The following is a 26,569-nucleotide window of genomic DNA, read 5'->3' on the forward strand; positions in this document are numbered from 1 at the left end:
TTTCAGTGTCACTCTTTCCAGTACTGTTCAACCGTGACATGACCGGGTTTGCGCCGTAGATTTTTGTCGAGACCTTTAGCCAGCAAGGCGGCTTTGGCATCGGTAATCATCTGCGGATTGCCGCACAACATGACTTGTGCGGCTTGATTGAGCGGCACACCGACCTGTTGTTCAAGCTCGCCACTGGCAATTAACGCGGGAATTCGCGCTTGCAACGCACCGAAATGCACTTCGCGAGTGACGACCGGCTGGTAAATAAGTTGATTCGGGTGCTCATGTTGCCAGCGCTGAATGTGTTCTTGATAGCACAAGTCCTGCACGTGGCGGACGCCATGGACAAGGATGATTTTGCCAAACCGCTGCCACGGCAATTCGGTACCGAGCATGGATAAATAGGGCCCGATACCAGTGCCAGTGCTTATTAACCAAAGTGTCTCGCCATCGGGAATTTCATTGAGGACAAAAAAGCCGGATGGTGGCTGGCTCACCTCGACGGTGTCGCCCGGTTGCAGCAAATCAAGGCGGGGCGAAAGTTCGCCTTCTAACACCGCTGTTACGAGAAAATCAAGAATAGGGTCGTCAGGACTATTGACCAACGAATAGGCGCGTTGAATACGTTTTTCTGCGCCGGGTAGGCCCAGTCGAACAAACTGTCCGGCGATGAAGTCGAATGGTGGCGCTTCGACCCGGATACTGAATAGCTGGTCATTCCAACGCTTATTTTCAATCACGGTGCCAGTTAACCATTGCGCCATTGCCGTCTCCTGTCATCACCTTTATATTACGTTAATTCGTATAATGCGGTGTTTTGGATTTTTTTCAACCGATAGAGTGTAGGGGTATAACGATGGAAGTTATCGGTGGGATTGATTGGTTACGCTGGCAGTATCGAGCCCCAGAAGGGTTTCTGCTAAGAGGGCTGCGAACCCGTCCGCGCGGTTTACCTGTGTTGCATTTTATTCATGGTAATAGCTACTCGGGACTGACATATTTACCCCTTTGGCAGCAACTCGCAGCGGACTATGATATTTTCTTGCATGACGCCCAAGGCCATGGCGATAGCGAGCATGGCGGTCGTTTTGTCGGCTGGCAGCGTAGCTCAGAACTTGCCGAAGCAGTCTGGCAGCAGTATCAACCCGAGTATGCGTCGGTCACTAAAATCGGCGTCGGGCATAGCTTCGGTGGCATTCTAACTAGCTTATACGGGGCGCGTGACGCTCAGGCGTTTGACCGCCTGCTGCTGCTCGATCCAATTATTTTCCCTCGTCACCTACTGCGCTGGGCTTCATCCTTGCGTTTGACCGGCCTCTATCGTTTTAATCCGCATGCGCGCAAAGCACAGAAACGTCGGTCGGTTTGGGAAAATCCTAACGCGGCGTTCGCATCATTGCATCAGCGCGGTATGTTTCGCGGATGGACTGACGAAGCACTAAAAGCCTATGTGGAGCATGCCATGGAAGCGTCAAGCGACGGTTTGTGGCAATTAAAATGCGCACCTGAGCGCGAAGCGGAGGTGTTTAGTAGTTATGCCATTAACCTTTGGCAGCAACTGCCGAAACTCGACGTGCCGCTACAAATTTTGGTCGGCGACCAAACCTACCCGTTTGTCCATCAAGCCTTGGCGCAATGGCGGCAACAAAGGCCGGATTTGGCCGTAACGGAAACCACTGGAGGGCATTGTTTTATGCAGGAGCGCCCGGAAGACATTGCCATGCAAATTCGGCAGTTGTTACAGACACCAGTGTGAGCAATAAGCGCGAAGCGACGTCCACTTCGCGCTTTTAATCAGAACTCGAGATCAGGCAAAGGTTCACCGATGCACGCGCAGAGCGTAAGCAATAATTTCTGCTCAACAACGGTGATTTCGCCGTCATGGCGCACACACATAATCCAAGCTTTAACGATGCGTTCTTTGTCTCCGACCGACCAAACGTTAATCCGATCAAGACAGTCACCAAGTTCAGCGAAACTATACGGCTGCTGGCGGAATGGCTGTAGGCGTTTGCCATAAATCGCGGCTGCGGCTTGGAAAGCTTGCAGTGCGGCTTCGTCAGAATCATGGCCAAACCATGCTAAAACCGACAAGGTGAACTCCGCATCACTTTGCCGACGTACATCCACTTTCTTCACCTTCCGATTAGGCTCAAACTCAGCGCGCACATAACGGGTCACAATCTGGGCAAGGCACCATTCATAAAGGGATGTCTGTTGATCAGCTGCAATCACCGTGTTGAGTGAGTCGATGAGCGCATAGGCAGTCGTTTTATCGAGCGTTTTCAACGCAGGAATCGCGCGTTCTACCAGTGCTAAACGCGATTCTAATGAGAGCGACTCCAGCTTGCCATAATCGGCTAAGGTTCGGGTCGCAAGATCATCACCGTGTTGTTGTTTAATGTGGGCGAGTTGTTTGGCTTGAATATCCGCTTCAGCGCTTAATGCCATGGCCAAAACGAGGGCTTCGGCACCAACTTGGTCACGGGCTTCAGCAATGAGATGCACATCATCCGCTGAATTCGCAGCGTCTGTTTCGGTTGCCGCTGGCTCTGTCGCCTGCGCTTTACTGTGTTCAGTTTCGCCAAGTGCGGCTTCAATCGCTGCTGATGCAGCTAATACGCCGACCATCCCTGTGCCGCTTCGGCTTCCTGGAGTCAGAATCCCGAAACCATCGCGCGCCAAAGCAGCTGGGCCGCGCTGGGCTTCTTCAGCAAGTTCTTCTTTTAACTGCTGTGGCGGGTTAGCGCGAAATTGACCGTCCCAACTCGGACGAATTCGTTTAATTCGCTTTTCCAGAGGCGGGTGCGTGGCAAAAATCGACATGGCTTTACTAATGGCTTGACCAAAAAACAAATGCGCAGCTTCGTCAGCATTTTTGTTCTCGACCTTACTGCCACTCTGGAGCGCACCAATTTGTTCGAGCGCGCCACCAATGCCATTTGGATCGCGGGTAAACTGCACTGCTGACGCGTCTGCAAGGTACTCGCGTTGGCGACTGACCGCGGCTTTGATGATGTTGCCAAATAACACGCCAATGGCGCCAATAATGAGTAAGCCAATACCGAGAATCGGTAACGGATTTTTGTCATTACGTCGACTGTACATCCCGGTTCGCAACAGCAAGTAACCGGCGTGGGAGATAAACAAAATACCGTTGAGAATCGCGATGATACGAATATTTAGGCGCATGTCGCCATTCAGAATATGGGCAATTTCGTGAGCAACCACACCCTGAAGTTGATCTCTCGTTAGATTTTCAACACAACCTCGGGTAATGCCAATGACCGCGTCTTGCGGTGAGTACCCCGCAGCAAAGGCATTAATTCCCTGTTCGTTCTCAAGCAAATAAACCGGCGGAACGGGCATATTTGCAGCGATTGCCATCTCCTCAACCACATTCAGGATCTTGCGTTCAATGGGTTCGCGACTGTCTGGGCTGAGTCGTCTTCCACCGAGGCTTTCAGCGATCACTTTCCCGCCACCCTTAAGTGTCATCCATTTATATAAAACGGCCAAACTAATAGCCGACAAAGCCATACCGATTGAGGCTAAAATAATGTCCCAATGCCATAGAAATTCGGTTTGGCCAGAGGTCGTTTCGGCGTCGCTCACGAGCCCGCCGCTGAAAGCAGCGACGAGCAATCCAGTTAAAGTCAGTAAGCAAAGTACTGCTGCACCAAACAAAATGACCAAAAGACGGGTATTCCGTTTGGCAACGGCTTGGTGTTCAAAAAAATCCATAGCTGCCATGCAGCACCCCTTAGAACTTCACTTGTGGTGCTTGCTGAATCGCTTCACGATCTTCAAATTCAAGCAATGATGCATCTTGGCTATGACCAAACATATTGGCAAAGAACACCGGCGGGAACGACTGGCGATAGGTATTGTATTGCATCACCGAGTCATTGAACGCTTGCCGCGAGAACGCGACTTTGTTTTCGGTGCTGGTCAATTCTTCCGACAACTGAGCCATCGTTTGATTGGCTTTCAAATCCGGATACGCTTCCATGACAACGTTCAGACGGCCTAAGGCACTCCCAAGCGCACCTTCAGCTCCTGCCAGTTGACCCATAGCTTGGGCGCTACCCGGATTAGCTGAGGCGCCTTTTAACGCTGCAGCTGCTTGATTGCGCGCTTCAACGACGGCAGTGAGTGTTTCGCTTTCGTGCTTCAAATAAGCTTTTGCGGTTTCGACAAGATTTGGAATTAAGTCGTAGCGGCGTTTCAGTTGCACATCGATCTGTGCAAAAGCGTTTTCAAAGCGATTGCGCAAGGCGACGAGCTTGTTATAAATCCCAACGACGTAGAAGACGACAAGGATTGCGATAATAATTAAAATCCAGAATGACATACTCATAGTTGTATCCTCAAAAGATAACCTTGGTTCCATGTTATAGCACGGTTCTGCCTAACGTAGCAGCAACCCGGCAGGAAACTTCTTAAAAGTGGCGTTTTGGGCGACTTCAGTGTACTTTATACTGCACTTCTCATTAGCTAACAAAATTCTTTTATGTCGAATGTCAGCGGAAACCTGTTTGTTATAGCAGCGCCTAGCGGAGCTGGAAAGTCTAGTTTAATCAAAGCCTTGTTAGATCGACACCGCGACGGATCGATGCAGGTTTCGGTGAGTACAACGACCCGAGCTCCGCGTCCGGGTGAAATTGATGGGGTGCACTATCACTTTGTCTCAGAAGACGAGTTTTTGCGCCAGGTCGACAACCATGAATTTTATGAATGGGCGAAAGTTTTCAATCATTATTACGGGACCTCGCGGACCGTTATTGAAGACACGCTTGCGAGTGGAATTGACGTCTTTCTCGACATCGATTGGCAGGGAACGCGGCAAGTGAAAGCGGCCTATCCGGGCGTTCACACCATTTTTATCCTGCCGCCGTCGAACGAGGAACTTGAACGTCGGTTGCGTAAACGCGGACAAGACAGTGACGAGGTGATTGCTGGCCGTATGGCAAAAGCACAGGCGGAAATGTCGCATTACGCTGAGTTTAGCTACTTGCTGGTCAACGAGGATTTTGACGAATCCGTTGCCAATTTAGAACACATCGTGATGTCTCAGCGTTTACGTCGTTCCAAACAACAAATTCGCCACCGTGAGACCTTGCAAGCACTGCTTGATGAGCAATAAACACTTAAAAGCAAATAAAAATCCATATAAAACAAAGGCTCAGCGAATAAAACTTGGCTAAATCGGCTAGTTAAAGTACAATTTATGCCCTTTGAAAAACAGTCGTGTAAGAATTTAAGCGGAGTGACGAAATGGCACGGGTAACAGTTGAAGAAGCAGTAGCTCGGATTGGTAATCGGTTCGACCTCGTACTAGTTGCAGCGCGTCGTGCGCGTCAAATTGCGAACGGTAAAGAAGCCTTGGTGAACACCACAAACGAAAAACCGACCGTTGTTGCGTTGCGTGAAATTGAAGCAGGTTTAATCGACGCCAGCCGTCTTGATAGAGAAGACCAAGCGGCACAATACGCTCAAGATGAAGCAGAAGTAGCAGCAATGGCTGCACTGAAATCGAGTGAAATCGACGAGTAATCGTTTTCTTCGGCAGCAGCAATCGACTGCTGCCGGCATTTCTTCCGTTGGCAAAACGCAATTTTCCCCTTATTCTCTCTGTTAGAACTTATTTTTTATCTGGACGTATGCTCGTTATGAGCAGAAATGCGCATCAAACCGAATGATGTTTGTCCACCAGCAGAAGTGAGAGTGCTGCCGTGTATCTATTTGAAGGATTGCGCACATTAACCGAACATTATTTGCCTGCCGAGCATGTTGACAAAATAGAGCAGGCTTTTCATGTTGCCTTCGACGCACATAGCGAACAGAAACGGCAAAGCGGTGAACCCTATATTACGCATCCCGTCGCCGTGTCTTGCATGCTGGCGGAAATGCGCCTCGACCATGAAACTTTGATGGCGGCGCTCTTGCATGATGTGATCGAAGACACCCCCGTGACCAAAGAAGACTTAGCCGAGCAATTTGGCCCAACCGTGGCCGAGCTCGTTGAGGGCGTATCGAAACTCGATAAGCTGCAATTCGACAGTAAAGAAGAAGCGCAAATAGAGAACTATCGCAAAATGATTATGGCGATGGTGCAGGACATCCGTGTCATTCTTATCAAACTCGCCGACCGCACGCACAATATGCGCACGATTGGTTCCTTGCGTCCGGACAAGCGTCGCCGCATCGCTCGGGAAACCCTCGAAATTTATGCACCGCTCGCGCACCGCCTTGGTATTCACAATATTAAAAACGAGCTTGAGACCCTTGGTTTTCATGCCCAGTATCCGTGGCGGGCGAAGCTTTTAGAGAGCCAAGTTCGCAAAGCACGCGGCAATCGTAAGGCGCTGCTTGAACGTTCGCATAACGAAATTATTGCACGCTTGCAGGAGCAGGGTATCAAGGCGCGGGTGTATGGCCGTGAAAAGCACCTGTACAGCATTTACAAAAAAATGCTGCACAAAGAGTTAAAGTTTGATCAGGTGATGGATATCTACGCTTTCCGTGTCGTCGTGGATAGTGTCGACACCTGCTATCGCGTGCTCGGCGCGGTACATAACTTATATAAGCCGATTGAAACCCGCTTTAAAGACTATATTGCCATTCCGAAAAGTAATGGTTATCAGTCATTGCATACCTCATTGAAAGGCCCGCATGGCGTTCCGGTCGAAATTCAAATTCGTACCGAAGAAATGGATTTAATGGCAGATCGCGGGGTTGCCGCGCATTGGTTATACAAAGATATCGAGGACAATAACACCACCGCTCAAGTGCGGGCGCAGAAATGGATGCAAAGTCTGATTGAATTGCAGCAAAGCGCAGGGAATTCGTTTGAATTTATTGAAAATGTGAAGTCAGATCTATTCCCAGACGAAATCTATGTGTTTACACCGGAAGGGCGAATTATTGAGTTACCTCAAGGTGCAACGCCGGTGGACTTCGCTTATGCGGTGCATACCGACATCGGTAATTCCTGCATCGGCGCTCGCGTCAATCACAAAGCGTACTCGCTGAGTAAACCACTCGAAACCGGGCAAACCGTGGAAATTCGTACGGCGCCGGGTTCGCGGCCGAATATTGCTTGGCTAAATTTCGTTGTGACCGGCAAGGCGCGCCTGAAGATTCGTCAGTACCTGAAAAATCAAGAACAAGACGAAGCGCTGCTTCTCGGCGAACGACTTTTACGAGCGGCTTTAGGCTCGTTAAGTATGGACGATTTGCCTGAGGAAGATTTCGCTAAGGTTGCGGTTGAACTGAAACGTGCCGACAAACACGAACTGCTGCGTGATATTGGCTTGGGTAACTTAATGGGTGTGGCGGTTGCACGACGCTTGGTCGGTGACGAACAACGTCTCAAAGCGGCTAATGGTGATGATGAACGCGGTCGTAGTTTAGCGATCAAAGGCGCTGACGGGCTGCTCTTGAGCTTTGCCAAGTGCTGTCGGCCGATTCCTGGCGACGATATTATTGCCCACGTTAGTCCGGGCAAGGGGCTTGTGATTCATCGCCGTGAATGTAAGAACGTGCGCGGTCATGAAGATGAGCCGGGGCGTTATTTCCCAGTGCAGTGGGACAACAAACCAGACGCACAATTCACCTCTGAAGTGCGGGTAGAAATCGTCAATCATCAAGGTGCACTCGCACGACTAACCTCGGCGATTGCGAAGACCGGATGTAATATTCAAGGTCTGAAAACAGAGGAAATTGACACGACAATTTACTATATTGACGTTGTGTTAACCATTAGTAACCGAAAACATCTGGCTGATGTCATGCGCCAGATTCGAAAAATGCCCCATGTTCAGCGGGTATCTCGTTTAAGGAAGTAATATGTCAAAAGTAATCATTGCTACTGATCAAGCACCAGCAGCAATCGGAACCTATTCGCAGGCCATCAAGATTGGCACCACCGTCTATTTGTCGGGTCAAATCCCTTTAGTGCCAAGCACCATGGAAATGGTTTCTGATGATTTCCGTGCGCAAGCGGTACAAGTGTTTGAAAACCTCAGTGCAGTGTGTGAGGCAGCTGGCGGCGAGCTTCAGAATATGATCAAAGTTCAAATCTATTTGACGGACTTAAGCCATTTTGCGGTGGTGAACGAGGTGATGGCGGAATATTTCCAAAGCCCGTATCCAGCGCGTGCTGCTATCGAAGTTAAAGGTCTCCCCAAAGGCGCGCAGATTGAGATTGATGGTGTCATGGAGTTGCCGTCCACCAACTAACCTACATTGCTCGGGTAGTGTAAGACTGCCCGAGTTTCCTCATCGAGCTTTTCCATGCATCGCTTCCACTATAAATAGTTCATTTGATGTTGACTTTTTGTTGAGTCGCGGTAGGATTTAGCCTGCCTTGATTCAGGCAACCAACCTTTTGCTCAACGGAACTGAGGAAATACCGATGCAAAATAAAAATATCTCTCTCGCTATGCGAGCGGGCACTCTATTGCCTGCAACTTTACTTCTTGCCGCCTGTGGCGGCGGTTCGAGCGAACCGACACCACCGCCACCGCCACCACCGCCGGTCAATTACGTTGTCAGCACCACAACCACCGATGGTGGGCAGTTGTCGCCGACAAGTTTGACGGTGCAAGCGGGGCAGCGAGGAACGTTCAATATCTCGATTGATGACGGCTACGAAATAGAATCTATTTCAGGCTGTAACGGTGCGATCGAAGGTGAGCAATATATTACCGGCACCATCAATGCGAACTGTACGGTTGATGCCGTGTTCACGAAGTTAACTTATACCGTGTCGACCGAAACCACCGCTGGGGGTCAAATCAGCCCCGAGTCGGCAACGGTTGCTTTCGAAGACACTGCGACTTTTTCGCTCACGGCTGATGAGGGTTACCAACTTGCTTCCGCAACAGGCTGTGAGGGTCACTTAGAGGGGAGCGACTATGTCACTGGGCCGATTACTGCCGACTGTCAAGTCAGTGCTGCATTTGAACGACTGCAGTTTAGTGTTACTGCAGAGGCTTCTGAAGGCGGATCGGTTGCACCAGCGAGTCAGCAAGTTTACTTTGGTGAGTCGGCGCAAGTACAACTGACGCTTAATGAAGGTTATCAGTTGTCGACTATCGAAGGTTGCGATGGTCACCTCGATGGCCTGATCTACACCACGTCATCAATTACTCAGGATTGTCATGTCTATGCACAATTTGAATTGATGAGCTATCTGGTCAGCGTCACGATTGTCGGTGAGGGTGAATCGTCCCCAGCCGAAGCAGAAGTGACTCATGGTGCGCAGGCTCAGTTTGAGTTTACTGCCGCTGACGGTCACTTGCTGGCCGGTGCGGAAGGTTGTAATGGTGTATTAAGCGAAAATGAATATACCACGGCAAGCATTACCGAAGCCTGTGACATTAAAGTCCTCTTCGTGCCGCACTTAACCACACCAACAGACTTTGCGTTGCGCAATCACAATCAAGCAGTGACATTCAGTTGGTCCCCCGTAGCAGATGCTGAAACCTATGCGGTGTATATCGCTGAAGAGCGAGGTGTGAACCCGGAGTCATACGCAAATTTGCAAAACGGTCGCCGTTTAGTGACGAGCCAAACTTCACTAGAAATCGATGATCTCGAGAATGGCTCGGTGTATTACGCAGTGGTTACCGCATTCAATGCTGGTTTCGAGACGTCGCCAACACGCGAGATTTTTGCCACACCGGCAGCACCGTATGCGCCGATTGGTGTCTTAAATGATACCGGCGCAGTTGCCTGTGCCGATCGTAATTACGGCAATTTGCCCTGTCCAGTTGAAGGCTTTCCAAATCAAGATGCTGAACACGGTCGTGATGCGCAAGCACGAGCTGGCGAGCTAGAAAAAATCGGTACCGGCATGCAAGGGTTTGATTTCACCAAGCTCAGTGAGTTTGGTTCGGTCTTACCTAATCAGTCGCTAACGTATCAGAGCAATGGTGATGCAATCGATGGTAATCATTGGAGCTGTGTGCGGGATAATGTAACGGGATTGATTTGGGAAATCCGTTCACATGACCCTGAGCATTATCGCTACAACGACAAAACCTATCGTTGGCAGGACTCTAACCCAGATACCAACGGTGGTGTCGAAGGTTATGACCGCTGTCTTTCAGGCTTGTGCACGACAGAAGAATATATCGCTGAAGCAAATGCCGAAATGATGTGTGGTTATGACGATTGGCGCATGCCAACGTCCGAAGAGCTGTTCGGGATTGTTCATGTGGGTCGCGAAAATATTGTGCTAGATACAACTATTTTTCCCGATATGTCGAGTTCAAGTAATCAAAACTTTTGGACCAGCGAAACGAACAATCGGACACCCTCACAAGCGGTTTTTGTCGATTTCCGAAGCGTAAATATCAACTTCCGAACTAAAACCAACGCAGCCCGTGTGCGTCTAGTTCGTGGAGATGCTCCATCAGCGGTTAATCATTCAATCGAAAAGGATGTTGAATAATGAACAATACACTCTCTTTAACTTTGGCGGCCATTGTGGCGATGGCTGCGCCAATGAGCGCACTTGCTAATGATGCGGTTGAATGTAATGTGCGAAACACACAAACGGTCGCAACAACACCTGCAACTGATTTTGAATTTCATGACGACGGTACAATCACCCATCTTCGCACCGGTTTGATGTGGACACAGTGCTTAGTTGGTGAGACTTACAGTAATGGCGCATGTTTTGGAAGTCCGCAAGGAAGTAGCTTTGAAACGGCACTCAATTATGCGCAAGAAAGCGATTATGCAGGCTATACGGACTGGCGACTGCCGAATATCAAGGAGGCGATGTCACTGATTGAACGTCAATGCGCAATGCCAGCGATGAACCTCGCGGTATTTCCAAGCATGGCGTCATTAGATCGCTTGATTACGAGCACGACTTCACATGGTAATTCGCGCACGGTTCGTTTGCATACTGAAGCTGGTGCAGTGCTGACACTGACCAGTGGGACAACCACGAATTTCTTGATGGTTCGTGAACCTGAATAGGTCGCGTTGATGCATAGCAAGCCACTCTAGCCTGAGCTAGAGTGGCTTTTTTTTTAAACTTGGGCTTCTTCCAAGACTTCGTCGCTGCGAATGGGACCGAGGATAAAGATACTAGTAATAGCAACCACCGCAAGAATAAAACAGTAGAAGGTGTTTACACTGACGGCGAGTGGCGAAATCCCGAAACTCGCGCCCATTAGAAGCGCTTGGGCACCGTAAGGTAGAACCCCTTGCACCACACAAGCAAATATATCCAGATAGCTGGCGCTTTGTTTGGGCGCAACGCCACCTTCTTTCGCTAGGCGCTTACTGACTTCACCCGAAAGCAAAATGGTTACGGTATTGTTTGCCACGGCAAGGTTGGTTAAGGCAGTCAGGCCAGAAATACCGAAGGCGGCGGAGCGCTCTTTGCGCTTGCTTAATTTCGCTGCAACACGTTCAACACTGTTGGATAAAAATGCTAAGCCGCCCTGTTGCCGAATTAAGGCTGATAGACCACCGATGAGTAATGACAGCAAGAAAATTTCTTGCATGCTGGTAAAGCCTTCATAAATATCTTGGCTAAAAGCGACGACGGCGTAGTCAACCGCAACGAAACCGAACACGGCAGCCAAAATGATGCCGAGCGTCAATACGACAAACACGTTGAGGCCACTGACTGCCAGCGCAATAATAAAGAAATAGGGCAAGGCTAACCAATAGTTGGCTTCAGGGACTGAAATAGGTGCGCTACCAACGTCGATAAAGGCGAGGGCAATGACCGTCAGAACCGCTGCCGGTACCGCAATGCGCAAGTTGGCGCGAAATTTGTCTTTCATCGCGCAGCCTTGTGTCCGGGTTGCTGCAATCGTGGTGTCGGAAATAAACGACAAGTTGTCGCCGAACATGGCACCGCTGACCAAGACACCTGCCATGAGTGCTGGATTAATGCCTGCTGCTTGGCTGAGACCCAGAGCGACGGGTGCTAACGCTGCAAGCGTTCCCATCGAGGTGCCCATGGCAGTCGAAACGACTGCGGCAATCAAGAAAATACCCGGTAACAAAAATGCAGGTGGGATAATACTCAGCCCCAAAGCGACCATGGCATCGACACCGCCGGTGGCTGCGGCAACGGTTGAGAATGCGCCCGCTAACAAGTAGATCAAACACATGGTGATGATATTGTTGTGGCCAACACCCGCGACGAAGGTTTGAATTCGATCGTTAAGCGCCTCTTTACTCAGGATCACTGCGAGGATAATTGCCGGCAAGATCGCCACTGGACTGGCGAGCTGATAAAACGCCATTTCCACACCAGCAAGGTGGAAATAGATCCCCGTACCCAGAAATAACGACAGAAAAAGAGCGAGTGGTAGTAGTGCGATTGCACTTGCTTTAGGAGTATTCAGTTCATGTGCCATAGTGATTCCAAATTTACGTTTAGACGTCCAGAAGCATAAACATCTTCAATTGTGCTGACAAGGTTTTTTTCCATAGCGTTCACCAAGCTTGCGGTTTCGGTGTACACTGCAATGAAGCAATACATTGACGACAACGAGGTATCCGGATGAGCCCAGAAGACTTACATTTGCAGTTACGTAACTTACGCGATGACGATTACCCACAGTTAAAAGCTTTGATGGACCGGGTGTATAACGACATTGGCGGTGCGTGGGAAGAGCACACTATTCTGCGTTTGATCCGTGACTTTCCCGAGGGGCAAATTTGTCTTGAAGACAATGGGCAAATCGTTGGCGTCGCGTTAACGGTTCGCGTGGTCTATGACAAGTTTAGCAACCCGCATCAGTATGACGATTTACTGGGTAAAAAAGACACGATTTTAAATGATGCGAATGGCGACGCCTTGTATGGCTTGGACGTCCTTATTCATCCTGACTATCGCGGGTATCGTTTAGGTCGGCGTTTATATGACGCGCGTAAAGAGTTATGTATTCAGAGCAACCTGAAAGCAATTTTGGCTGGTGGCCGTATCGTCAACTATCACAAATATGCGGATGACATTACCGCCAGCCAGTACCTAGAAAAAGTGCGTCGGCGCGAAGTGTATGACCCAATTTTGAGCTTTCAGCTCGCCAATGACTTTGTCGTCAAACGGCTGTTGTATAAATACCTGCCTGAAGATCTGCGTTCGAAGGGCTACGCGACCCTCTTGGAGTGGAGCAACTTCCTCTACGAACCGGCCGAAACTGTAATTAAGGCGCGTTCGCGTAATGTCCGTGTGGGCGCAATTCAATGGCAGATGCGTGCAGTTGACTCAGTTGAGGAGCTGTTGCGCCAAGTGGAGTACTTTGTCGATGCGGTTTCCAGTTATAAAAGTGACTTTGCGCTCTTCCCGGAGTTTTTCAACGCACCATTGATGGGGCTGACGGATCAAACCCATCAAATGGAAGCGATTCGCTTTTTGGCCAGCTATACCGAACGTTTTCGCAAGGAAATGTCGCAGATGGCAGTGAGTTATAACGTCAACATTATTACCGGTTCGATGCCGTTGCTCGAAGACGAATCGCTCTATAACGTGACCTATTTGTGTCGGCGCGATGGCTCGGTTGAAGAGCAGCGTAAAATTCACATTACACCGCACGAAAAGCGTGACTGGGTCATTGAGGGCGGCGATAAAGTGCAGGTCTTTGAAACCGATGCAGGTCGCGTGGGTATTCTGATTTGTTATGACGTCGAGTTCCCCGAACTTGGCCGATTAATGGCGGAAGACGGCCTTGAAATCCTCTTTGTACCGTTCTGGACAGATACGCGGAATGCCTATTTGCGTGTGCGCCACTGTGCACAAGCGCGAGCGGTCGAAAATGAATGTTATGTGGTGATTTGTGGCAGCGTCGGCAACCTCCCCGAAGTCGAAAGTTTAGATGTGCAGTACGCACAGTCGAGCGTATTTTCGCCCTCTGATTTTGCCTTCCCCCACGACGCGGTTATGTCGGAAACAACGCCGAACACGGAAATGTTGATGTTTTCCGACCTGAATCTGGACGAACTTCGTTACTTGCATCACGAAGGTTCGGTCACCAACCTTAAAGATCGGCGCACAGACCTATATGATGTCGTGCGCAAATGGAACGGATAATTGATTAAGCATGGGACTTGCAGACACGACACTAACCACGTCTCAGTTAGCGCAAATTCCAGTCACTAACCTCAAAGGCGTCGGCCCGAAAATGGCCGAACGTCTTGAGCGTCTGGGTCTGCGTTCGGTCCAAGATGTTTTGCTGCATCTGCCTTCACGTTATCAAGATCGCACCAAAGTTACTCCCATTGCAGCTTTGCGAACGCAAGAATATGCCACTGTGGTTGCCGAAGTGGTCGACAACCGCGTTCATTTTGGCAAGCGCAGAGCCTTGTTAGTGCGTGTCAGCGACCGCAGTGGCAGTTTGACCTTGCGTTTCTTTCGTTTTACCGCGGCGCAACAGCAGCAGTTGAGCCGTGGTGAAACGGTCCACTTATATGGCGAAGTGCGTCCAGGGCCGACCGGGCCCGAAATGGTCCACCCAGAATGGAAAATACTGCAAGATGGCGCTGCGGCGCCGATAGCCGAAGCATTGACACCGGTGTATCCGACAACCGAGGGTGTGCATCAATTGACCTTGCGTCATTTGCTCGAACAAGCCTTAACCTATTTAAATGAAAAAAGTCTACCTGAGCTCCTGCCGCAGTCGTTACGCAATGATTTACCCGATTTAGCAAGTTCGATTCGCATGTTGCACCAACCGCCGACGGATGCAGATCAAACTTTATTACTTTCTGGATTACACCCTGCTCAACGCCGTTTGGCGCTAGAGGAACTCCTTGCCCATCAACTCAGTATGCTGCAAGTACGCCAGCAAGCACAGGCGGTTAAAGCTGTTGCTTTAACACCGTCCAAGCAACTCAAGCCCGCGTTCTTAAAACAGTTGCCATTCCATCCGACAGGCGCTCAACAACGTGTGGTGGCAGAGGTGGAAGCAGACTTAGCACAACCCTATCCGATGTTACGGCTAGTGCAAGGTGACGTCGGCTCCGGTAAGACGTTAGTGGCTGCTTTGGTTGCCTTAGCGGCAATAGAAGCGGGCTACCAAGTTGCCTTGATGGCACCGACTGAATTGTTGGCTGAACAACACGCGCAAAGCTTTGCGATGTGGTTTGAACCCTTGGGTATAGCCGTCGGCTGGTTGGCGGGCAAGAGCAAGGGCAAAGCGCGCAGTGCAACACTCGAGGCGCTTGCAAGTGGTGAATTACAGCTCGTCGTCGGTACCCATGCATTATTCCAAGAATCCGTGCAGTTTCATAACCTAGCGTTGGTCATTATTGACGAGCAACACCGCTTCGGTGTCCACCAACGTTTAGCCCTTCGCGAGAAAGGTGAGCAACAAGGGCAACATCCTCACCAATTGGTGATGACCGCTACGCCAATCCCACGAACGCTCGCCATGACCGCCTATGCCGATTTAGCGACATCGATCATTGACGAATTACCGCCAGGACGCACACCGGTTCAGACGGTTGCGATTCCTGATACGCGTCGCGACCAAGTCATTGAGCGTTTACGTGCATCGGTGCACGATGAAGGGCGACAAGTCTACTGGGTGTGTACCTTGATTGAAGAGTCTGAGTCACTGCAGTGCCAAGCCGCTGAAGACACCGCAAAGTATCTGCAGGAGACATTACCTTCGGTGCGCATTGGACTGGTTCATGGTCGCCTAAAAGGACCCGAAAAAGAGGCCGTGATGCAGCAGTTTAAAGCCCATGAGCTGGATTTACTGGTGGCGACCACAGTCATTGAAGTCGGGGTGGATGTGCCGAATGCGAGTTTGATGATTATCGAAAATCCGGAACGCCTAGGACTGGCGCAGTTGCATCAGTTGCGCGGCCGGGTAGGTCGCGGCTCAGTCGCGAGTCATTGTGTGCTTTTGTACAAGTCACCGTTGTCGAAACAAGCGGCAGAACGGCTCAGTGTGTTGCGTGACAGTAACGACGGTTTTGTTATCGCCGAGAAAGACTTGGAACTGCGCGGGCCCGGTGAGTTGCTGGGTGCACGGCAAACCGGTCTGGTACAAATGAAGGTGGCTGATTTAACCCGCGATGGTGATTTACTGCCACAGATTCGCCAGCTTGCCCAACAGCTATTTCGTGACTATCCGCTGCACAGTACAGCGTTGATGCAGCGCTGGTTGCCTGAGCGTGAGCGCTACGCACAAGTCTAATTCCAACAGATAAGCTTCAGATCAAGCATACCCCGGAAAAGTCGGGTATGATATTGGGCAATTCGCTCCCATCGTTTACACTAGACACGAATTTGACGTAGTAGGCATTTCCCATGGAAAAAGACATAAATAAAGCGCACGACGACAGCACGCATTTCGGTTTTAAAACCGTCGCGAAAAACGAGAAAGCTAAGATGGTTGCTGGCGTGTTTCACTCGGTGGCGGGTAAGTACGATTTAATGAACGATGTCATGTCGTTTGGTATTCATCGACTGTGGAAACGCTACACGATTGATTGCAGTGGTGTACGCCCTGGTCAAAAGGTTCTTGATCTCGCTGGTGGTACCGGTGATTTGGCGGCCAAATTTGCCCGCATCGTCGGCCCAACGGGGGAAGTCGTTCTCGCGGATATTAATGATTCAATGTTACGCGTCGGTCGCGATAAATTGCGCGATATGGGAATTGTCAGCAATGTAAGCTATGTCCAAGCTGATGCGGAAAAACTACCCTTCGAAGACAATACTTTTGATTTAATTACGATCGCGTTTGGTTTACGCAATGTCACCGATAAAGATGCTGCGCTGCGCTCTATGCTGCGGGTTCTGAAGCCGGGTGGACGTTTGTTAGTCTTGGAGTTCTCAAAACCGGAAGTGGAAATGTTGTCGAAAGCGTATGACTTGTATTCGTTTCATGTTATGCCGCGTATGGGCGAATTTATTGCCCGCGATAAGGACAGTTATCAGTATTTAGCGGAGTCGATTCGCATGCACCCGGATCAAGAAACATTGAAGGGTATGATGGAAGAGGCCGGTTTTGAGAATGTCGAATATCATAATTTAACCGGCGGTATCGTCGCATTGCACCGCGGATTTAAGTTTTAATGACCGTGATGCAAGTTGTCCGCGCTGGAGCGGAGCGCAGTTTGAATCTGGCATTAGCGAATGACGCTGATGCGGTTCAACGGTTGCGTCCGATTCAGGGGAAATGCTTCCGCTTAATCGCCAAAGGGTTACCTGAGCCGGTGACGATAGTGTTTCTCGCCGATCGTGTGCAACTCATGGGACCAGCCTATGAAGTGGTGGATTGTGCGGTGACTACCTCGTTGAGCGATTTGCCGACCCTGAGTGACAGCAGTCAGGTCACTAAAATGTTGGCCAGTGGTCAAATCGAGATTGTCGGTGACCCGGTATTGGCGCAACAAGCGGCGCAGGTATTTTTGCAGCTCAATGTCGATTGGGAAGAGCTATTTGCCCGTTACTTGGGTGATGTTCCTGGCTACCTTGCGGGGCAGTTGGTGAGTAAACTCAATGCCTTGCGACCGCAACCCGAGGCGATCAAAACACGACTACAAGCCTTTTTAACGACAGAATATCGCGTCGCCGCTCATCCGCTGGAACTGGCGATAGTGGCCGATGAATTGCGGCAGCTTGAACGTCAATTAAAGCAACTAGAAACGCGCTTACAACAGCGCGAACAACAGGAGTGAGCAGCACGGTGCGCGGCTTTCGCTTTTACAAAATACTCAGCACATTGATGCGCTATGGCTTGGATGACATGATCCCGCGTCGGTGGTTGCCCTGGTATGTGCGTCTTGCGCGACGGTCTGCTTTTTGGTTGCGCAATCGCCATCGTGACAAGTCGCTTGGGCAGCGCTTGCGTATGGCTCTTGAAGAGCTTGGTCCGGTGTATGTCAAGCTCGGGCAAATGCTGTCGACGCGACAAGACTTACTCGATCCGGAGATGATTCTACAGCTGTCGATGTTGCAGGATCGGGTACCGCCATTTCCCGGTAAACAAGCACAAGCACTGATCGAGGAAGCCCTTGAATTAAACAGTATTGACGAGGTGTTTAGCGACTTCGCGATTCAACCGCTTGCATCCGCATCGATTGCCCAGGTTCATACCGCAACCTTGAAGCACCCAGAGCCAGTTGAAGTCGTGATTAAGGTACTGCGGCCGGGGATTAATAAAACGATCGACGCAGATCTTGAACTCATGGAATCCGTTGCTCGACTTGCGGCACGTTATTTACCGGATGGCCGGCGCCTAAAACCGGTGGAAGTGATTAAAGAGTATCGCAAAACTTTATACAATGAATTGAGCCTCGATCGCGAAGCGGCCAATGCCATTCAATTGCGGCGTAATTTCACCGATTCCGAGCTGTTGTACATACCCGAGGTCTTCAGCGCCTATACACGTGCGAATGTGATGGTTATGGAACGCATCTACGGCATTCCGGTGAATGATGTCGAACGTCTTAAAGCACATTCAATCGACTTGAAAGTTTTGGCGGAACGGGGTGTTGAAGTATTTTTCACGCAAGTTTTCCGCGACAGCTTTTTTCATGCGGACATGCATCCTGGCAATATTTTCGTCGATCCAGATTCCGGCGTGAGTCCCCGTTATTTTGCCGTCGACTTCGGCATTGTCGGCACTCTCAACCGAGAAGATAAGCGTTACCTGGCCGCCAATTTCATTGCCTTTTTTAACCGTGACTACCGTAAAGTTGCGGAACTTCACATTGACTCCGGTTGGGTACCCGACCATGTCAATGTCGAAGAGTTTGAATCTGCTATCCGCACCGTGTGCGAACCGATTTTTGAAAAACCGCTGGCAGATATTTCGTTTGCGCATGTCTTACTGAATTTATTCAATACAGCCCGTCGCTTTGAAATGGAAGTGCAGCCGCAGTTGGTACTGTTGCAGAAGACACTCCTGTATGTGGAGGGGTTAGGACGGCAGCTTTATCCGCAGCTGGATCTGTGGAAAACGGCAAAGCCTTATCTCGAGCGCTGGATGCAAGAGCAAATTGGCTGGCGCGCTTTATTGCGCAATGTCAAAGAGCAGGCACCTTATTGGGCTGAAAAGCTGCCAGAAATGCCGGGCTTGTTATACGATACGTTACAGCAAATGCAAAAAGGTGGTCGTAAACAGCGCGAGTGGGCGCAGCAGTTCTTGCAGCATCAGCGCAAGGCTGCGGTCAGTCGTTGGTGGAGTTTGCTCGCCGCAAGTTTATCGGTGTCGGCTGCCGCCTTTGTGGTCGCCGACGTTCAGCCTTGGTTGACCATTCCGGTCGCCGCTGGGGCATTATTAAGTTGGTTACAGGCGTGGTGGTCACGGCCGTAACTCAGTGTATTACATTGGTTAATGGTGGAGTGAAATTATGGGCGGCATCGGTGTTTGGCAAGTTTTAATTGTCCTTTTAATTATTGTCATTTTGTTTGGCGGCAAGCGCCTGCGCAATTTGGGTTCTGACTTAGGCACAGCGATTAAGGGCTTTAAGAAAGAAATGAATGACGAAGACAGCAAGAAGGAAGGTGACGTCATTGAGCATAAGCGTGAAGACGCAGCAGCAAAAGACGCTGAAAAACAAAAAGAAAAACAATAAGTTGTTGATACATGTTTGATATTGGCTTTTGGGAGCTGCTGGTTATCGCCGTGATTGGCTTGGTCGTCCTCGGACCGGAGCGGCTACCCGGTGCCATTCGCTCAGTGCAACGCACCATGGAAAAAGTTCGTGCGTTTGGCAGCAAAATGGAAGCCGAACTGAACCATGAGCTGCGCGTGAAGGAGTTGCACGAGCACTTGAAGCAAATCGAAGCAACGGACGATATCGAAAAGCTGTCACCGGAATTGAAACGTTCGCTACAAGAACTCAAAGATGCGGCAGCGTCCGTGCAGCATCCTTATGCGAAACCGGCAGCTGGGAAGTCGTCGAGTGAAGCTGCAGCAGATGGCGATGCCGATAACGATGCCGGTGGCCTTGAGCAACAAAATGCGGCCGACTCGCAAACCTCCTCACCGACACCTTCGTCGCCTGCGGGAAAGTCTGAGGATCGTCATTAATGCAAAGTGAAACCGGTTTACTCGATCATCTCGCTGAGTTACGCAGCACGCTCTTGCGCAGTGTTACTGCGGTTCTACTTATTTTCTTGAGTCTAATTTACTTTGCTCGTGATTTATATCGTTGGCTTGCAGACCCGTTGATGGCGCACTTGCCTGAAGGTACGAGCATGATTGCAACGGACGTTGGCGCGCCTTTTTTTGCCCCATTTAAACTGACTCTTGTCGTCGCTGTGCTGATTGCGATTCCGTTTTTGTTGCATCAAATTTGGCGATTTATTGCCCCTGGGCTGTATCAGCATGAAAAGCGTTTGGTTGCTCCGTTACTGATTAGTAGTAGCTTATTGTTCTATGGCGGCATCGCCTTTGCTTATTATGTCGTATTGCCGCTTGCGTTTGCGTTTTTCACCAGTATGGCACCGGAAGGCATCACTATTGCCACCGACATATCGAGTTATCTCGATTTTGTTCTAAAAATATTTTTTGCTTTTGGCATCGCTTTTGAAATTCCTGTCGCAATTTTATTGCTGACGTGGAGTGGCGTGGTCACTGCGGAGCAGTTACGCAAGAAGCGCCCGTATATCATTGTTGCGGTGTTTATTGTCGGTATGTTACTGACACCACCAGATGTTATTTCCCAGACCCTCCTTGCGATACCGATGTGGTTGTTGTATGAGTTAGGTATTGTGCTCTCGCGGTTCTACACGAAAAAACAACCTGAAGAGGATTCACAGGCATGAAAACAATACTAACAACGGGCCTTGCAACCATTCTTCTTATCGCCAGCAGCGCGGCTTCAGCGCAGAGTGATGACAATGAGCAGCAACTTGCGGCGCAGCTGCGAGCGTGTGCAACGATCAATAATGCGTTAGAACGATTGGTCTGTTTTGACGATGTTGTCGAAAGCTTAGCAACGCGCACGCCTGCTGCCGCTGCACAAGGCCAGGCACGTGCTGAACAAGCACGACAAGCAGCAGAACGACGCGAACAGCCGCGTATTACTGGGCAGGAACGAGCGGAGCAAGCGCGGCAACAAGGTGAAGAATCGGACTTAGCACGAGCACAGGCCCGTGCAGCGGAGGCGGAAGCGCGCGCCCGGGCCGCTGAAGCTCGCGAGGCAGAGCGTGAGGCACGTCTGCGAGCTGAAGAAGAGCAACGGCAACGTCGTGAGCCACCGAGTAATAAAACCTATTATGAAGTGCTTGAAGTCTGGCAAGGCCCTACCGGCTTGTTGCGTATGCGCTTAGATAACGATCAAGTGTGGGCGCAAGTCAGTTCTGGCGACCGTATGCAAATTCGTGAAGGACAGCGTTACTTTATCGAGCCGGGGCGCATGAGTAATAGTTTCTTTATCGGCGCAGACAATAGTAACCGACGTATGCGAGTGCAACTGCAGCGTTAATGATGATGCACTGGACGGATGTCGGCGTTAATTTAACCGCAGCCTCACTGGCAATGAAAGCCGCTGAGGTTGTGGCTGGTGCGCACGCTGCTGGTGTGACACGACTGGTGTTAATTGGCACGTCGGTGGCGGAAAGTGAAAAGGCTGCCGAACTGGCACATCGATTCTCAGGCTGTGTCAGCACCGCAGGGATTCACCCCCACGATGCAGCGCAAGCTGATGACAACTTCCAAAGCCAGCTCGTTCAATTACTGACCCATGAGCAGGTGCGCGCGATAGGCGAATGCGGACTCGATTATAATCGTAACTATTCACCGCCAGACGTCCAGCGGAAAATTTTTGCCGCCCAGCTTGAATTGGCTGCTGAATTGCAACTACCCGTCTATTTACACGAACGCGAGGCGATTCGCGATCAACTCGACATTCTCGACCGTTACCTCGATAAAATTCCTGCAGCGGTGGCCCATTGTTTTACCGGCACAGCATATGAACTGGCGGCCTACCAAGAGCGCGGTTTATATATCGGTGTGACCGGTTGGGTCTGTGACGAGCGCCGCGGCCAAGCGTTGCAAGCGGCCGTGCCGGATATCGCCGCGGATCGCTTGTTATTAGAAACCGATGCGCCCTACTTAATGCCACGCACGATTCGTCCGCGTCCGAAATCTCGTAACAATACCCCCGCCAACTTACCTTGGGTTGCGGAGCGCGTGGCACAACTGCGAGCGTGTTCGTTGACTGAACTCGCGGCACAAACCAACGCGAATGCTGAACGGCTGTTTGGAGCTTGGGAGCCAATCGATGGCTAAACTCCGGTTCGTTGTGATCAGTCTATTCTTGGTGTTACTGACTTTTTCCACGCAAGCAGGAAACGGTTTGGACATGGAATTGGAGCCGCTGACACCGGAATCCTTCTATTTAATTGACGAGCCCGGCCAATTGACCTTGGACGAGGTGAAGCGGTTACCACCATCGCGCTGGACGCCGCTCGGCACTGCCCCTATTTCCTTTGGTTACGACACCCGACCTTATTGGTTTCGGATTGCTATTCCGGCTGCGGATTCCCGTCGCATACTGCAACTCGAATATCCGTTGTTAGACCAAGTCGACCTGTATTTCGTCGCCAACGATGGCGAAGTCGTTCAACACCAAGTCGGTGACCAACAGCCCTTTTACCAACGGCCAATGAGCGGTGATGGCTTTGCCGTGCCGATTCCGTCCATGGACGAACAGACTTTATGGATGCGCATTGAGACCAGCAGCTCCTTGCGCGTTCCTGTTCTCGTTTGGACGTCGAGTCAGTTTTTTGAAGCACAAATGCAGCGCTACGCGGCGATCGGCCTGTATTTCGGTGTATTGTTGTGCATGATTGTCTATAACCTCTTCGGTTATGCCGTCACCCGCGAAGCCAGCTTTTTCTCCTATTCCATGTATGTCATTTCGACGGGCTTGCTCATGGCCGCGTTGAGCGGCTTTGGCTTTCAGTTCATTTGGCCTGAGTGGCTCTGGTTGCAAGAGCGCGCGATTGTTTTATTTGGCGCCCTCGCGTTTGTCTTTGCCAGCTTCTTTATCATCCAATTGTTCCACCTGAATCGCCACAGCCCTTTGCTACACCGAGGCTTAGTGATTCTCGGTACAGTCGGTGGATTTATCGCTCTGGGCAGCACCTTGTTGCCCTATGCAACGACGATTCGTTGGCTATTACCTTTTGCGGTTTTTGCCTGCGCTTATGTGATCGCGATTGGCTTGTTTATGTGGTGGCGAGGCGTTCAGCACGCGCAAATTTTCACTTTGGCTTGGTTCTTGTTCATGTTGTCGGTGATGTTCAATTCACTTGCGTATTTGGGAATTCTCGACGGCCAGTTTATTCAACGTTATGCGATCATGATCGGCTCCGGTATCGAAGTCCTGTTGCTGTCCTGGGTAGTGACTTTAATGTATTCCTCCGAGCGTTCGGAAAAGTTGAAACTCCAAGATGAGGCATTAAAAAATGCCTTAATCGCGCAAGAAGCTCAGCGCGCATTGAACGAGGAGTTGGAAGAGCGCGTGAAACAACGGACCATCGACTTGGAAAAGGCTACGTCTTCGCTGCAAGTCGCCAATGCTGAATTACAGCGCAAAAGTAATGAAGACGGACTCACGAAACTCTATAATCGTCGCTTCTTTGATCAGCGCTTTGCTGAAGAGTTCGCGCGCTCGAAGCGACAAAAAATACCCTTATCATTGTTATTGATCGACATTGATAATTTTAAGCAGCTGAATGATACCTACGGTCATCAAGTCGGCGATGAAATTCTCATTCGACTGGCTGAACGTTTACAAAGTGTCGCGGCGCGAGTGACAGATATGGTCTGTCGCTATGGTGGCGAAGAGTTTGCGGTTATTCTGCCGGACACCGATCATGAAGAAGCTTGTTTAGTTGCCGAGCGTTTCTGGCAAGCGATCAGTAGCCAGCCATTTGTTACTGAAGCTGGACTGCGGCCGGTAACCGCAAGCTTTGGGATTGCTAGCCGTCGCCATGACATGGAGGCCGAGAGCGAATTGCTATTTGCCGCTGACCAAGCTTTGTATCAAGCAAAACACAATGGCCGTAACCAGATTGTTATGGCTGCCAACTCATAGTGGAGTAATAACCATGTATCCTTATGGTGGATTTCCTTTTCGCCGCTTACGCCGACTACGCCGCCACGATTTCAGTCGCCGGCTAGTCGCTGAACATACCCTAACAGCCGCTGATTTAATTTATCCGATGTTCGTCTTGCCTGGTGAAGGTCAACGCGAAGCGGTGCCATCAATGCCTGGCGTTGAGCGGGTTTCTATCGATTTGCTGGTGGAAGAAGCCAAGGAGTTACATGCACTTGGTGTTCCGGTTATCGCAATTTTCCCCGTCACACCAGCCAGTGCAAAGTCGTTAATGGCGGAAGAAGCCTATAATCCCGACGGCTTAGCCCAACAAGCCGTTCGTGCAGTAAAATCCGCGGTTCCTGAGATGGGAATCATGACTGATGTGGCCCTCGATCCGTTTACCAGTCATGGCCAAGACGGCATTCTCGATGACAGTGGCTATGTATTAAATGACGTCACCACCGAAATTTTAAAGCTGCAAGCATTGTCGCACGCAGAAGCCGGGGCTGACATCGTTGCACCGTCCGACATGATGGACGGTCGCATTGGCGCGATTCGAGAGGCATTAGAAACAGCCGATTACCCGAATGTGCAAATTATGGCGTATTCGGCGAAATATGCTTCGCATTACTACGGGCCATTTCGCGACGCGGTCGGCTCTGCAGGTAATTTGAAAGGTGCCGACAAGAAGACTTATCAAATGGATCCGGCCAATAGTAACGAAGCACTGCACGAAGTTGCACTGGACCTCGAAGAAGGTGCGGACATGGTCATGGTGAAACCGGGCATGCCGTATTTAGACGTGGTTCGGCAAGTGAAAGACACCTTTAAAGTGCCAACGTTTGCTTATCAAGTGAGTGGCGAGTATGCCATGCACATGGCCGCAATTGAAAAAGGTTGGTTAGGCGAAGCGACCATTATGGAATCGCTGCTTGCCTTTAAACGCGCCGGTGCGGATGGCATTCTCACCTATTTTGCCAAGCGTGTTGCTAAGCAACTCAAAGAAAATCGTTAACTGAGGTCGCGGCTTGCAAGCTGCAGCCCACCAAACTGACTTTGCCAATCGGCTTCACTGTCGTACAAGCTCTTTAAGTACGGGTTGGTGTGCATGAAGTCGGCCGCAAACGTTAGTTGAATGGCATCACCGTCAATGGCTAAGTCAGCGTCCGCAATCATTTCATCGTTGCGGCGCTGACAGGCCAATACTGCTAATCGCAGGAGTCGCCCGAGTCGAGCCAGCGGCCGGTAGTCAGGTAATGATTCGGGTAGCTCGTCATCGTCAATTATACCCGCTACGCAACTAATTAAGGTCAGTAAATATTCACGTTGCCGCTGACTAAAGCCAGGCAAGTTACTGTGGGCGAGTAAATAATTCGCGTGGCTGCTGGCATGCTGATAGCTCAATGCTAAACCAATTTCATGCAGATAACTTGCAGCGCGCAGCAGAGCGCCGACATCTTCGCCCGAAATATCGCACCAATCGTTTGGGGTTTTAGCATAATAGTCGAGCGCGACCCGCTGTACCCGCTGGGCTTGTGCATGGTCGAGGTGGTATGACTGCATCAAGCTTTCTAAGGTACGCAATTGCACATCTGGGTGCTGTAACTCTTCCAGCATGCTGTAAATTAGACCTTCGCGCAGTGCCCCCTCGGTCGCCTCGACCGTGGTTAACTTTAAGCTGCGAAACAGGCCAATCAGAACACACAGGCCGGAAATGAAGGTTATCCGTCGACTCTCTTTTAGACCATGAATTTTAAGCTGATCAATGTGACCATGTTGAATCGCTTCCTGTAATAATTGCTCTAACCAAGGCAGGGTAAAGCGCTCAGGTAATCGGCGAACGACCGCGATTTCTTGGAGTGCTTTGAAGGTTCCAGAGGCGCCGAGAACAACGTCCCAACCATGTTCAACATAGGGGCCGGCATGTTCTTTTACCGTATTCATTACTGCATCAATGGCCTGCTGGCAATTCTCTTCAGTAATTCGCGAGTCTGGGAAAAAGCGCTGCAGCCAAGTTACGCAGCCTAAGTCAAGGCTGCGCAGAATGGTCGCTGTGAAGCCATGACCCAAGGCCAGCTCGGTGCTAGCACCACCGATATCGATGGCGAGCATACGACCATGATGGGCGGTGGTATGGGCTATGCCTTGATAAATGGTGGCGGCTTCTTCTTCGCCGGAAATAATCCGTAGCGGATGCCCCAAGGTGTCACGCACTTGGCGGAGAAAAGGGTCGTTCTCGTCGAGCTTACGCAAAGTCGCGGTGCCGACGGCGGTAATATTTTCGGGGGCAATGTCGCGAACGCGATCGGCAAAAATAGCAAGGCATTCGAGCGCACGTTGGCGGGCTTCTTCATCCAAAGAACCGTCGATTTGCAGGCCGCTTGCGAGTCTGACCTTGCGGCGGATTTTGGAAACGACTTGAACGGAGCCAGCAACCACACGCACAACGAGCATGTGGAAGCTGTTAGAGCCTAAGTCGATGGCAGCATAATAGTCTTTAGAACGCATCGGTTAGGCTCCTTCC

24 protein-coding genes are annotated in these 26,569 nt (G+C 50.4%); 19 read left to right on the forward strand and 5 right to left on the reverse strand.

Going from position 1 to position 26,569, the window contains the following annotated elements; translation table 11 throughout:
- Positions 1-8: 8 nt before the first annotated feature.
- Entirely contained in the window at positions 9-755 is a 747-nt protein-coding gene (locus LAT77_RS02975) for a ferredoxin--NADP reductase (protein ID WP_290563056.1), read from the reverse strand.
- Positions 756-847: 92 nt separating this feature from the next.
- On the opposite strand from LAT77_RS02975, the gene LAT77_RS02980 reads away from it, so the two are divergent.
- A complete protein-coding gene (locus LAT77_RS02980) occupies positions 848-1,747 on the forward strand; it encodes an alpha/beta hydrolase (protein ID WP_290563057.1) in 900 nt (299 codons plus the stop codon).
- Between the two features lie 38 nt (positions 1,748-1,785).
- On the opposite strand, the gene LAT77_RS02985 is transcribed toward LAT77_RS02980, so the two are convergent.
- Entirely contained in the window at positions 1,786-3,744 is a 1,959-nt protein-coding gene (locus LAT77_RS02985; protein WP_290563058.1) for a M48 family metallopeptidase, read from the reverse strand.
- A 10-nt stretch (positions 3,745-3,754) separates the two neighbouring features.
- Positions 3,755-4,351: a LemA family protein gene (locus tag LAT77_RS02990; RefSeq protein ID WP_290563059.1), complete on the reverse strand. Its 597-nt coding sequence runs from the start codon at positions 4,349-4,351 to the stop codon at positions 3,755-3,757.
- 153 nt (positions 4,352-4,504) lie between these two features.
- Between LAT77_RS02990 and gmk the strand changes: the two genes are divergently transcribed.
- The 6 genes from gmk to LAT77_RS03020 all read left to right on the forward strand — a co-directional run bounded on the left by gmk (position 4,505) and on the right by LAT77_RS03020 (position 10,989).
- Positions 4,505-5,137, forward strand: a complete 633-nt coding sequence (gmk, locus tag LAT77_RS02995) for a guanylate kinase (RefSeq protein ID WP_290563060.1) — start codon at positions 4,505-4,507, stop codon at positions 5,135-5,137.
- A 131-nt stretch (positions 5,138-5,268) separates the two neighbouring features.
- Positions 5,269-5,547 carry a DNA-directed RNA polymerase subunit omega gene (rpoZ, locus tag LAT77_RS03000; protein ID WP_290563061.1) on the forward strand — a complete coding sequence of 93 codons (279 nt, stop codon included), beginning with the start codon at positions 5,269-5,271 and terminating at the stop codon, positions 5,545-5,547.
- A 179-nt stretch (positions 5,548-5,726) separates the two neighbouring features.
- The gene (gene spoT, locus LAT77_RS03005; protein ID WP_290563128.1) at positions 5,727-7,841 is read left to right on the forward strand and encodes a bifunctional GTP diphosphokinase/guanosine-3',5'-bis pyrophosphate 3'-pyrophosphohydrolase; all 2,115 of its coding nucleotides are present in this window, start codon (positions 5,727-5,729) and stop codon (positions 7,839-7,841) included.
- Between the two features lies 1 nt (position 7,842).
- Positions 7,843-8,235: a RidA family protein gene (locus tag LAT77_RS03010; protein WP_290563062.1), complete on the forward strand. Its 393-nt coding sequence runs from the start codon at positions 7,843-7,845 to the stop codon at positions 8,233-8,235.
- 175 nt (positions 8,236-8,410) lie between these two features.
- Complete coding sequence (locus LAT77_RS03015) at positions 8,411-10,453, forward strand: DUF1566 domain-containing protein (protein ID WP_290563063.1); 2,043 nt, start codon at positions 8,411-8,413, stop codon at positions 10,451-10,453.
- Positions 10,453-10,989 (forward strand): DUF1566 domain-containing protein, encoded by a 537-nt coding sequence (locus LAT77_RS03020; protein WP_290563064.1) that lies wholly within the window; start codon positions 10,453-10,455, stop codon positions 10,987-10,989. The genes LAT77_RS03015 and LAT77_RS03020 overlap by 1 nt, the downstream gene beginning before the upstream one ends.
- A gap of 53 nt (positions 10,990-11,042) precedes the next feature.
- Here LAT77_RS03020 and LAT77_RS03025 read toward each other — a convergent pair whose 3' ends face one another.
- Positions 11,043-12,389, reverse strand: a complete 1,347-nt coding sequence (locus LAT77_RS03025) for a Na+/H+ antiporter NhaC family protein (RefSeq protein ID WP_290563065.1) — start codon at positions 12,387-12,389, stop codon at positions 11,043-11,045.
- A gap of 146 nt (positions 12,390-12,535) precedes the next feature.
- On the opposite strand from LAT77_RS03025, the gene LAT77_RS03030 reads away from it, so the two are divergent.
- The 12 genes from LAT77_RS03030 to hemB all read left to right on the forward strand — a co-directional run bounded on the left by LAT77_RS03030 (position 12,536) and on the right by hemB (position 25,060).
- Positions 12,536-14,065: a carbon-nitrogen hydrolase family protein gene (locus tag LAT77_RS03030; RefSeq protein WP_290563066.1), complete on the forward strand. Its 1,530-nt coding sequence runs from the start codon at positions 12,536-12,538 to the stop codon at positions 14,063-14,065.
- Between the two features lie 10 nt (positions 14,066-14,075).
- On the forward strand, positions 14,076-16,178 hold the full coding sequence (recG, locus tag LAT77_RS03035) for an ATP-dependent DNA helicase RecG (RefSeq protein ID WP_290563067.1): 2,103 nt from the start codon (positions 14,076-14,078) through the stop codon (positions 16,176-16,178).
- Positions 16,179-16,291: 113 nt separating this feature from the next.
- Complete coding sequence (ubiE, locus tag LAT77_RS03040; RefSeq protein WP_290563068.1) at positions 16,292-17,059, forward strand: bifunctional demethylmenaquinone methyltransferase/2-methoxy-6-polyprenyl-1,4-benzoquinol methylase UbiE; 768 nt, start codon at positions 16,292-16,294, stop codon at positions 17,057-17,059.
- Entirely contained in the window at positions 17,059-17,664 is a 606-nt protein-coding gene (locus LAT77_RS03045) for an SCP2 sterol-binding domain-containing protein (RefSeq protein ID WP_290563069.1), read from the forward strand. Before ubiE ends, LAT77_RS03045 begins: the two co-directional genes overlap by 1 nt.
- Positions 17,665-17,672: 8 nt before the next feature.
- Positions 17,673-19,304, forward strand: coding sequence for a ubiquinone biosynthesis regulatory protein kinase UbiB (gene ubiB, locus LAT77_RS03050; RefSeq protein ID WP_290563129.1), 1,632 nt, complete (start codon positions 17,673-17,675; stop codon positions 19,302-19,304).
- Between the two features lie 37 nt (positions 19,305-19,341).
- Complete coding sequence (gene tatA, locus LAT77_RS03055) at positions 19,342-19,566, forward strand: twin-arginine translocase TatA/TatE family subunit (RefSeq protein WP_290563070.1); 225 nt, start codon at positions 19,342-19,344, stop codon at positions 19,564-19,566.
- A gap of 11 nt (positions 19,567-19,577) precedes the next feature.
- Positions 19,578-20,024: a Sec-independent protein translocase protein TatB gene (gene tatB / locus LAT77_RS03060; RefSeq protein WP_290563071.1), complete on the forward strand. Its 447-nt coding sequence runs from the start codon at positions 19,578-19,580 to the stop codon at positions 20,022-20,024.
- Positions 20,024-20,761, forward strand: a complete 738-nt coding sequence (gene tatC / locus LAT77_RS03065; protein ID WP_290563072.1) for a twin-arginine translocase subunit TatC — start codon at positions 20,024-20,026, stop codon at positions 20,759-20,761. Before tatB ends, tatC begins: the two co-directional genes overlap by 1 nt.
- Positions 20,758-21,423: a hypothetical protein gene (locus tag LAT77_RS03070; RefSeq protein WP_290563073.1), complete on the forward strand. Its 666-nt coding sequence runs from the start codon at positions 20,758-20,760 to the stop codon at positions 21,421-21,423. Before tatC ends, LAT77_RS03070 begins: the two co-directional genes overlap by 4 nt.
- Positions 21,423-22,229, forward strand: a complete 807-nt coding sequence (locus tag LAT77_RS03075; RefSeq protein WP_367118127.1) for a TatD family hydrolase — start codon at positions 21,423-21,425, stop codon at positions 22,227-22,229. The genes LAT77_RS03070 and LAT77_RS03075 overlap by 1 nt, the downstream gene beginning before the upstream one ends.
- The gene (locus LAT77_RS03080) at positions 22,222-24,042 is read left to right on the forward strand and encodes a diguanylate cyclase (RefSeq protein WP_290563074.1); all 1,821 of its coding nucleotides are present in this window, start codon (positions 22,222-22,224) and stop codon (positions 24,040-24,042) included. Before LAT77_RS03075 ends, LAT77_RS03080 begins: the two co-directional genes overlap by 8 nt.
- Before the next feature lie 13 nt (positions 24,043-24,055).
- On the forward strand, positions 24,056-25,060 hold the full coding sequence (gene hemB / locus LAT77_RS03085) for a porphobilinogen synthase (protein ID WP_290563075.1): 1,005 nt from the start codon (positions 24,056-24,058) through the stop codon (positions 25,058-25,060).
- Here hemB and LAT77_RS03090 read toward each other — a convergent pair.
- Positions 25,057-26,553: a guanosine-5'-triphosphate,3'-diphosphate pyrophosphatase gene (locus tag LAT77_RS03090; RefSeq protein WP_290563076.1), complete on the reverse strand. Its 1,497-nt coding sequence runs from the start codon at positions 26,551-26,553 to the stop codon at positions 25,057-25,059. The two genes, hemB and LAT77_RS03090, sit on opposite strands and share 4 nt — an antisense overlap.
- Between the last annotated feature and the right edge of the window lie 16 nt (positions 26,554-26,569).

The sequence above is a fragment of the Aliidiomarina sp. genome (assembly GCF_022565475.1).
Classification (GTDB): Bacteria; Pseudomonadota; Gammaproteobacteria; order Enterobacterales; family Alteromonadaceae; genus Aliidiomarina.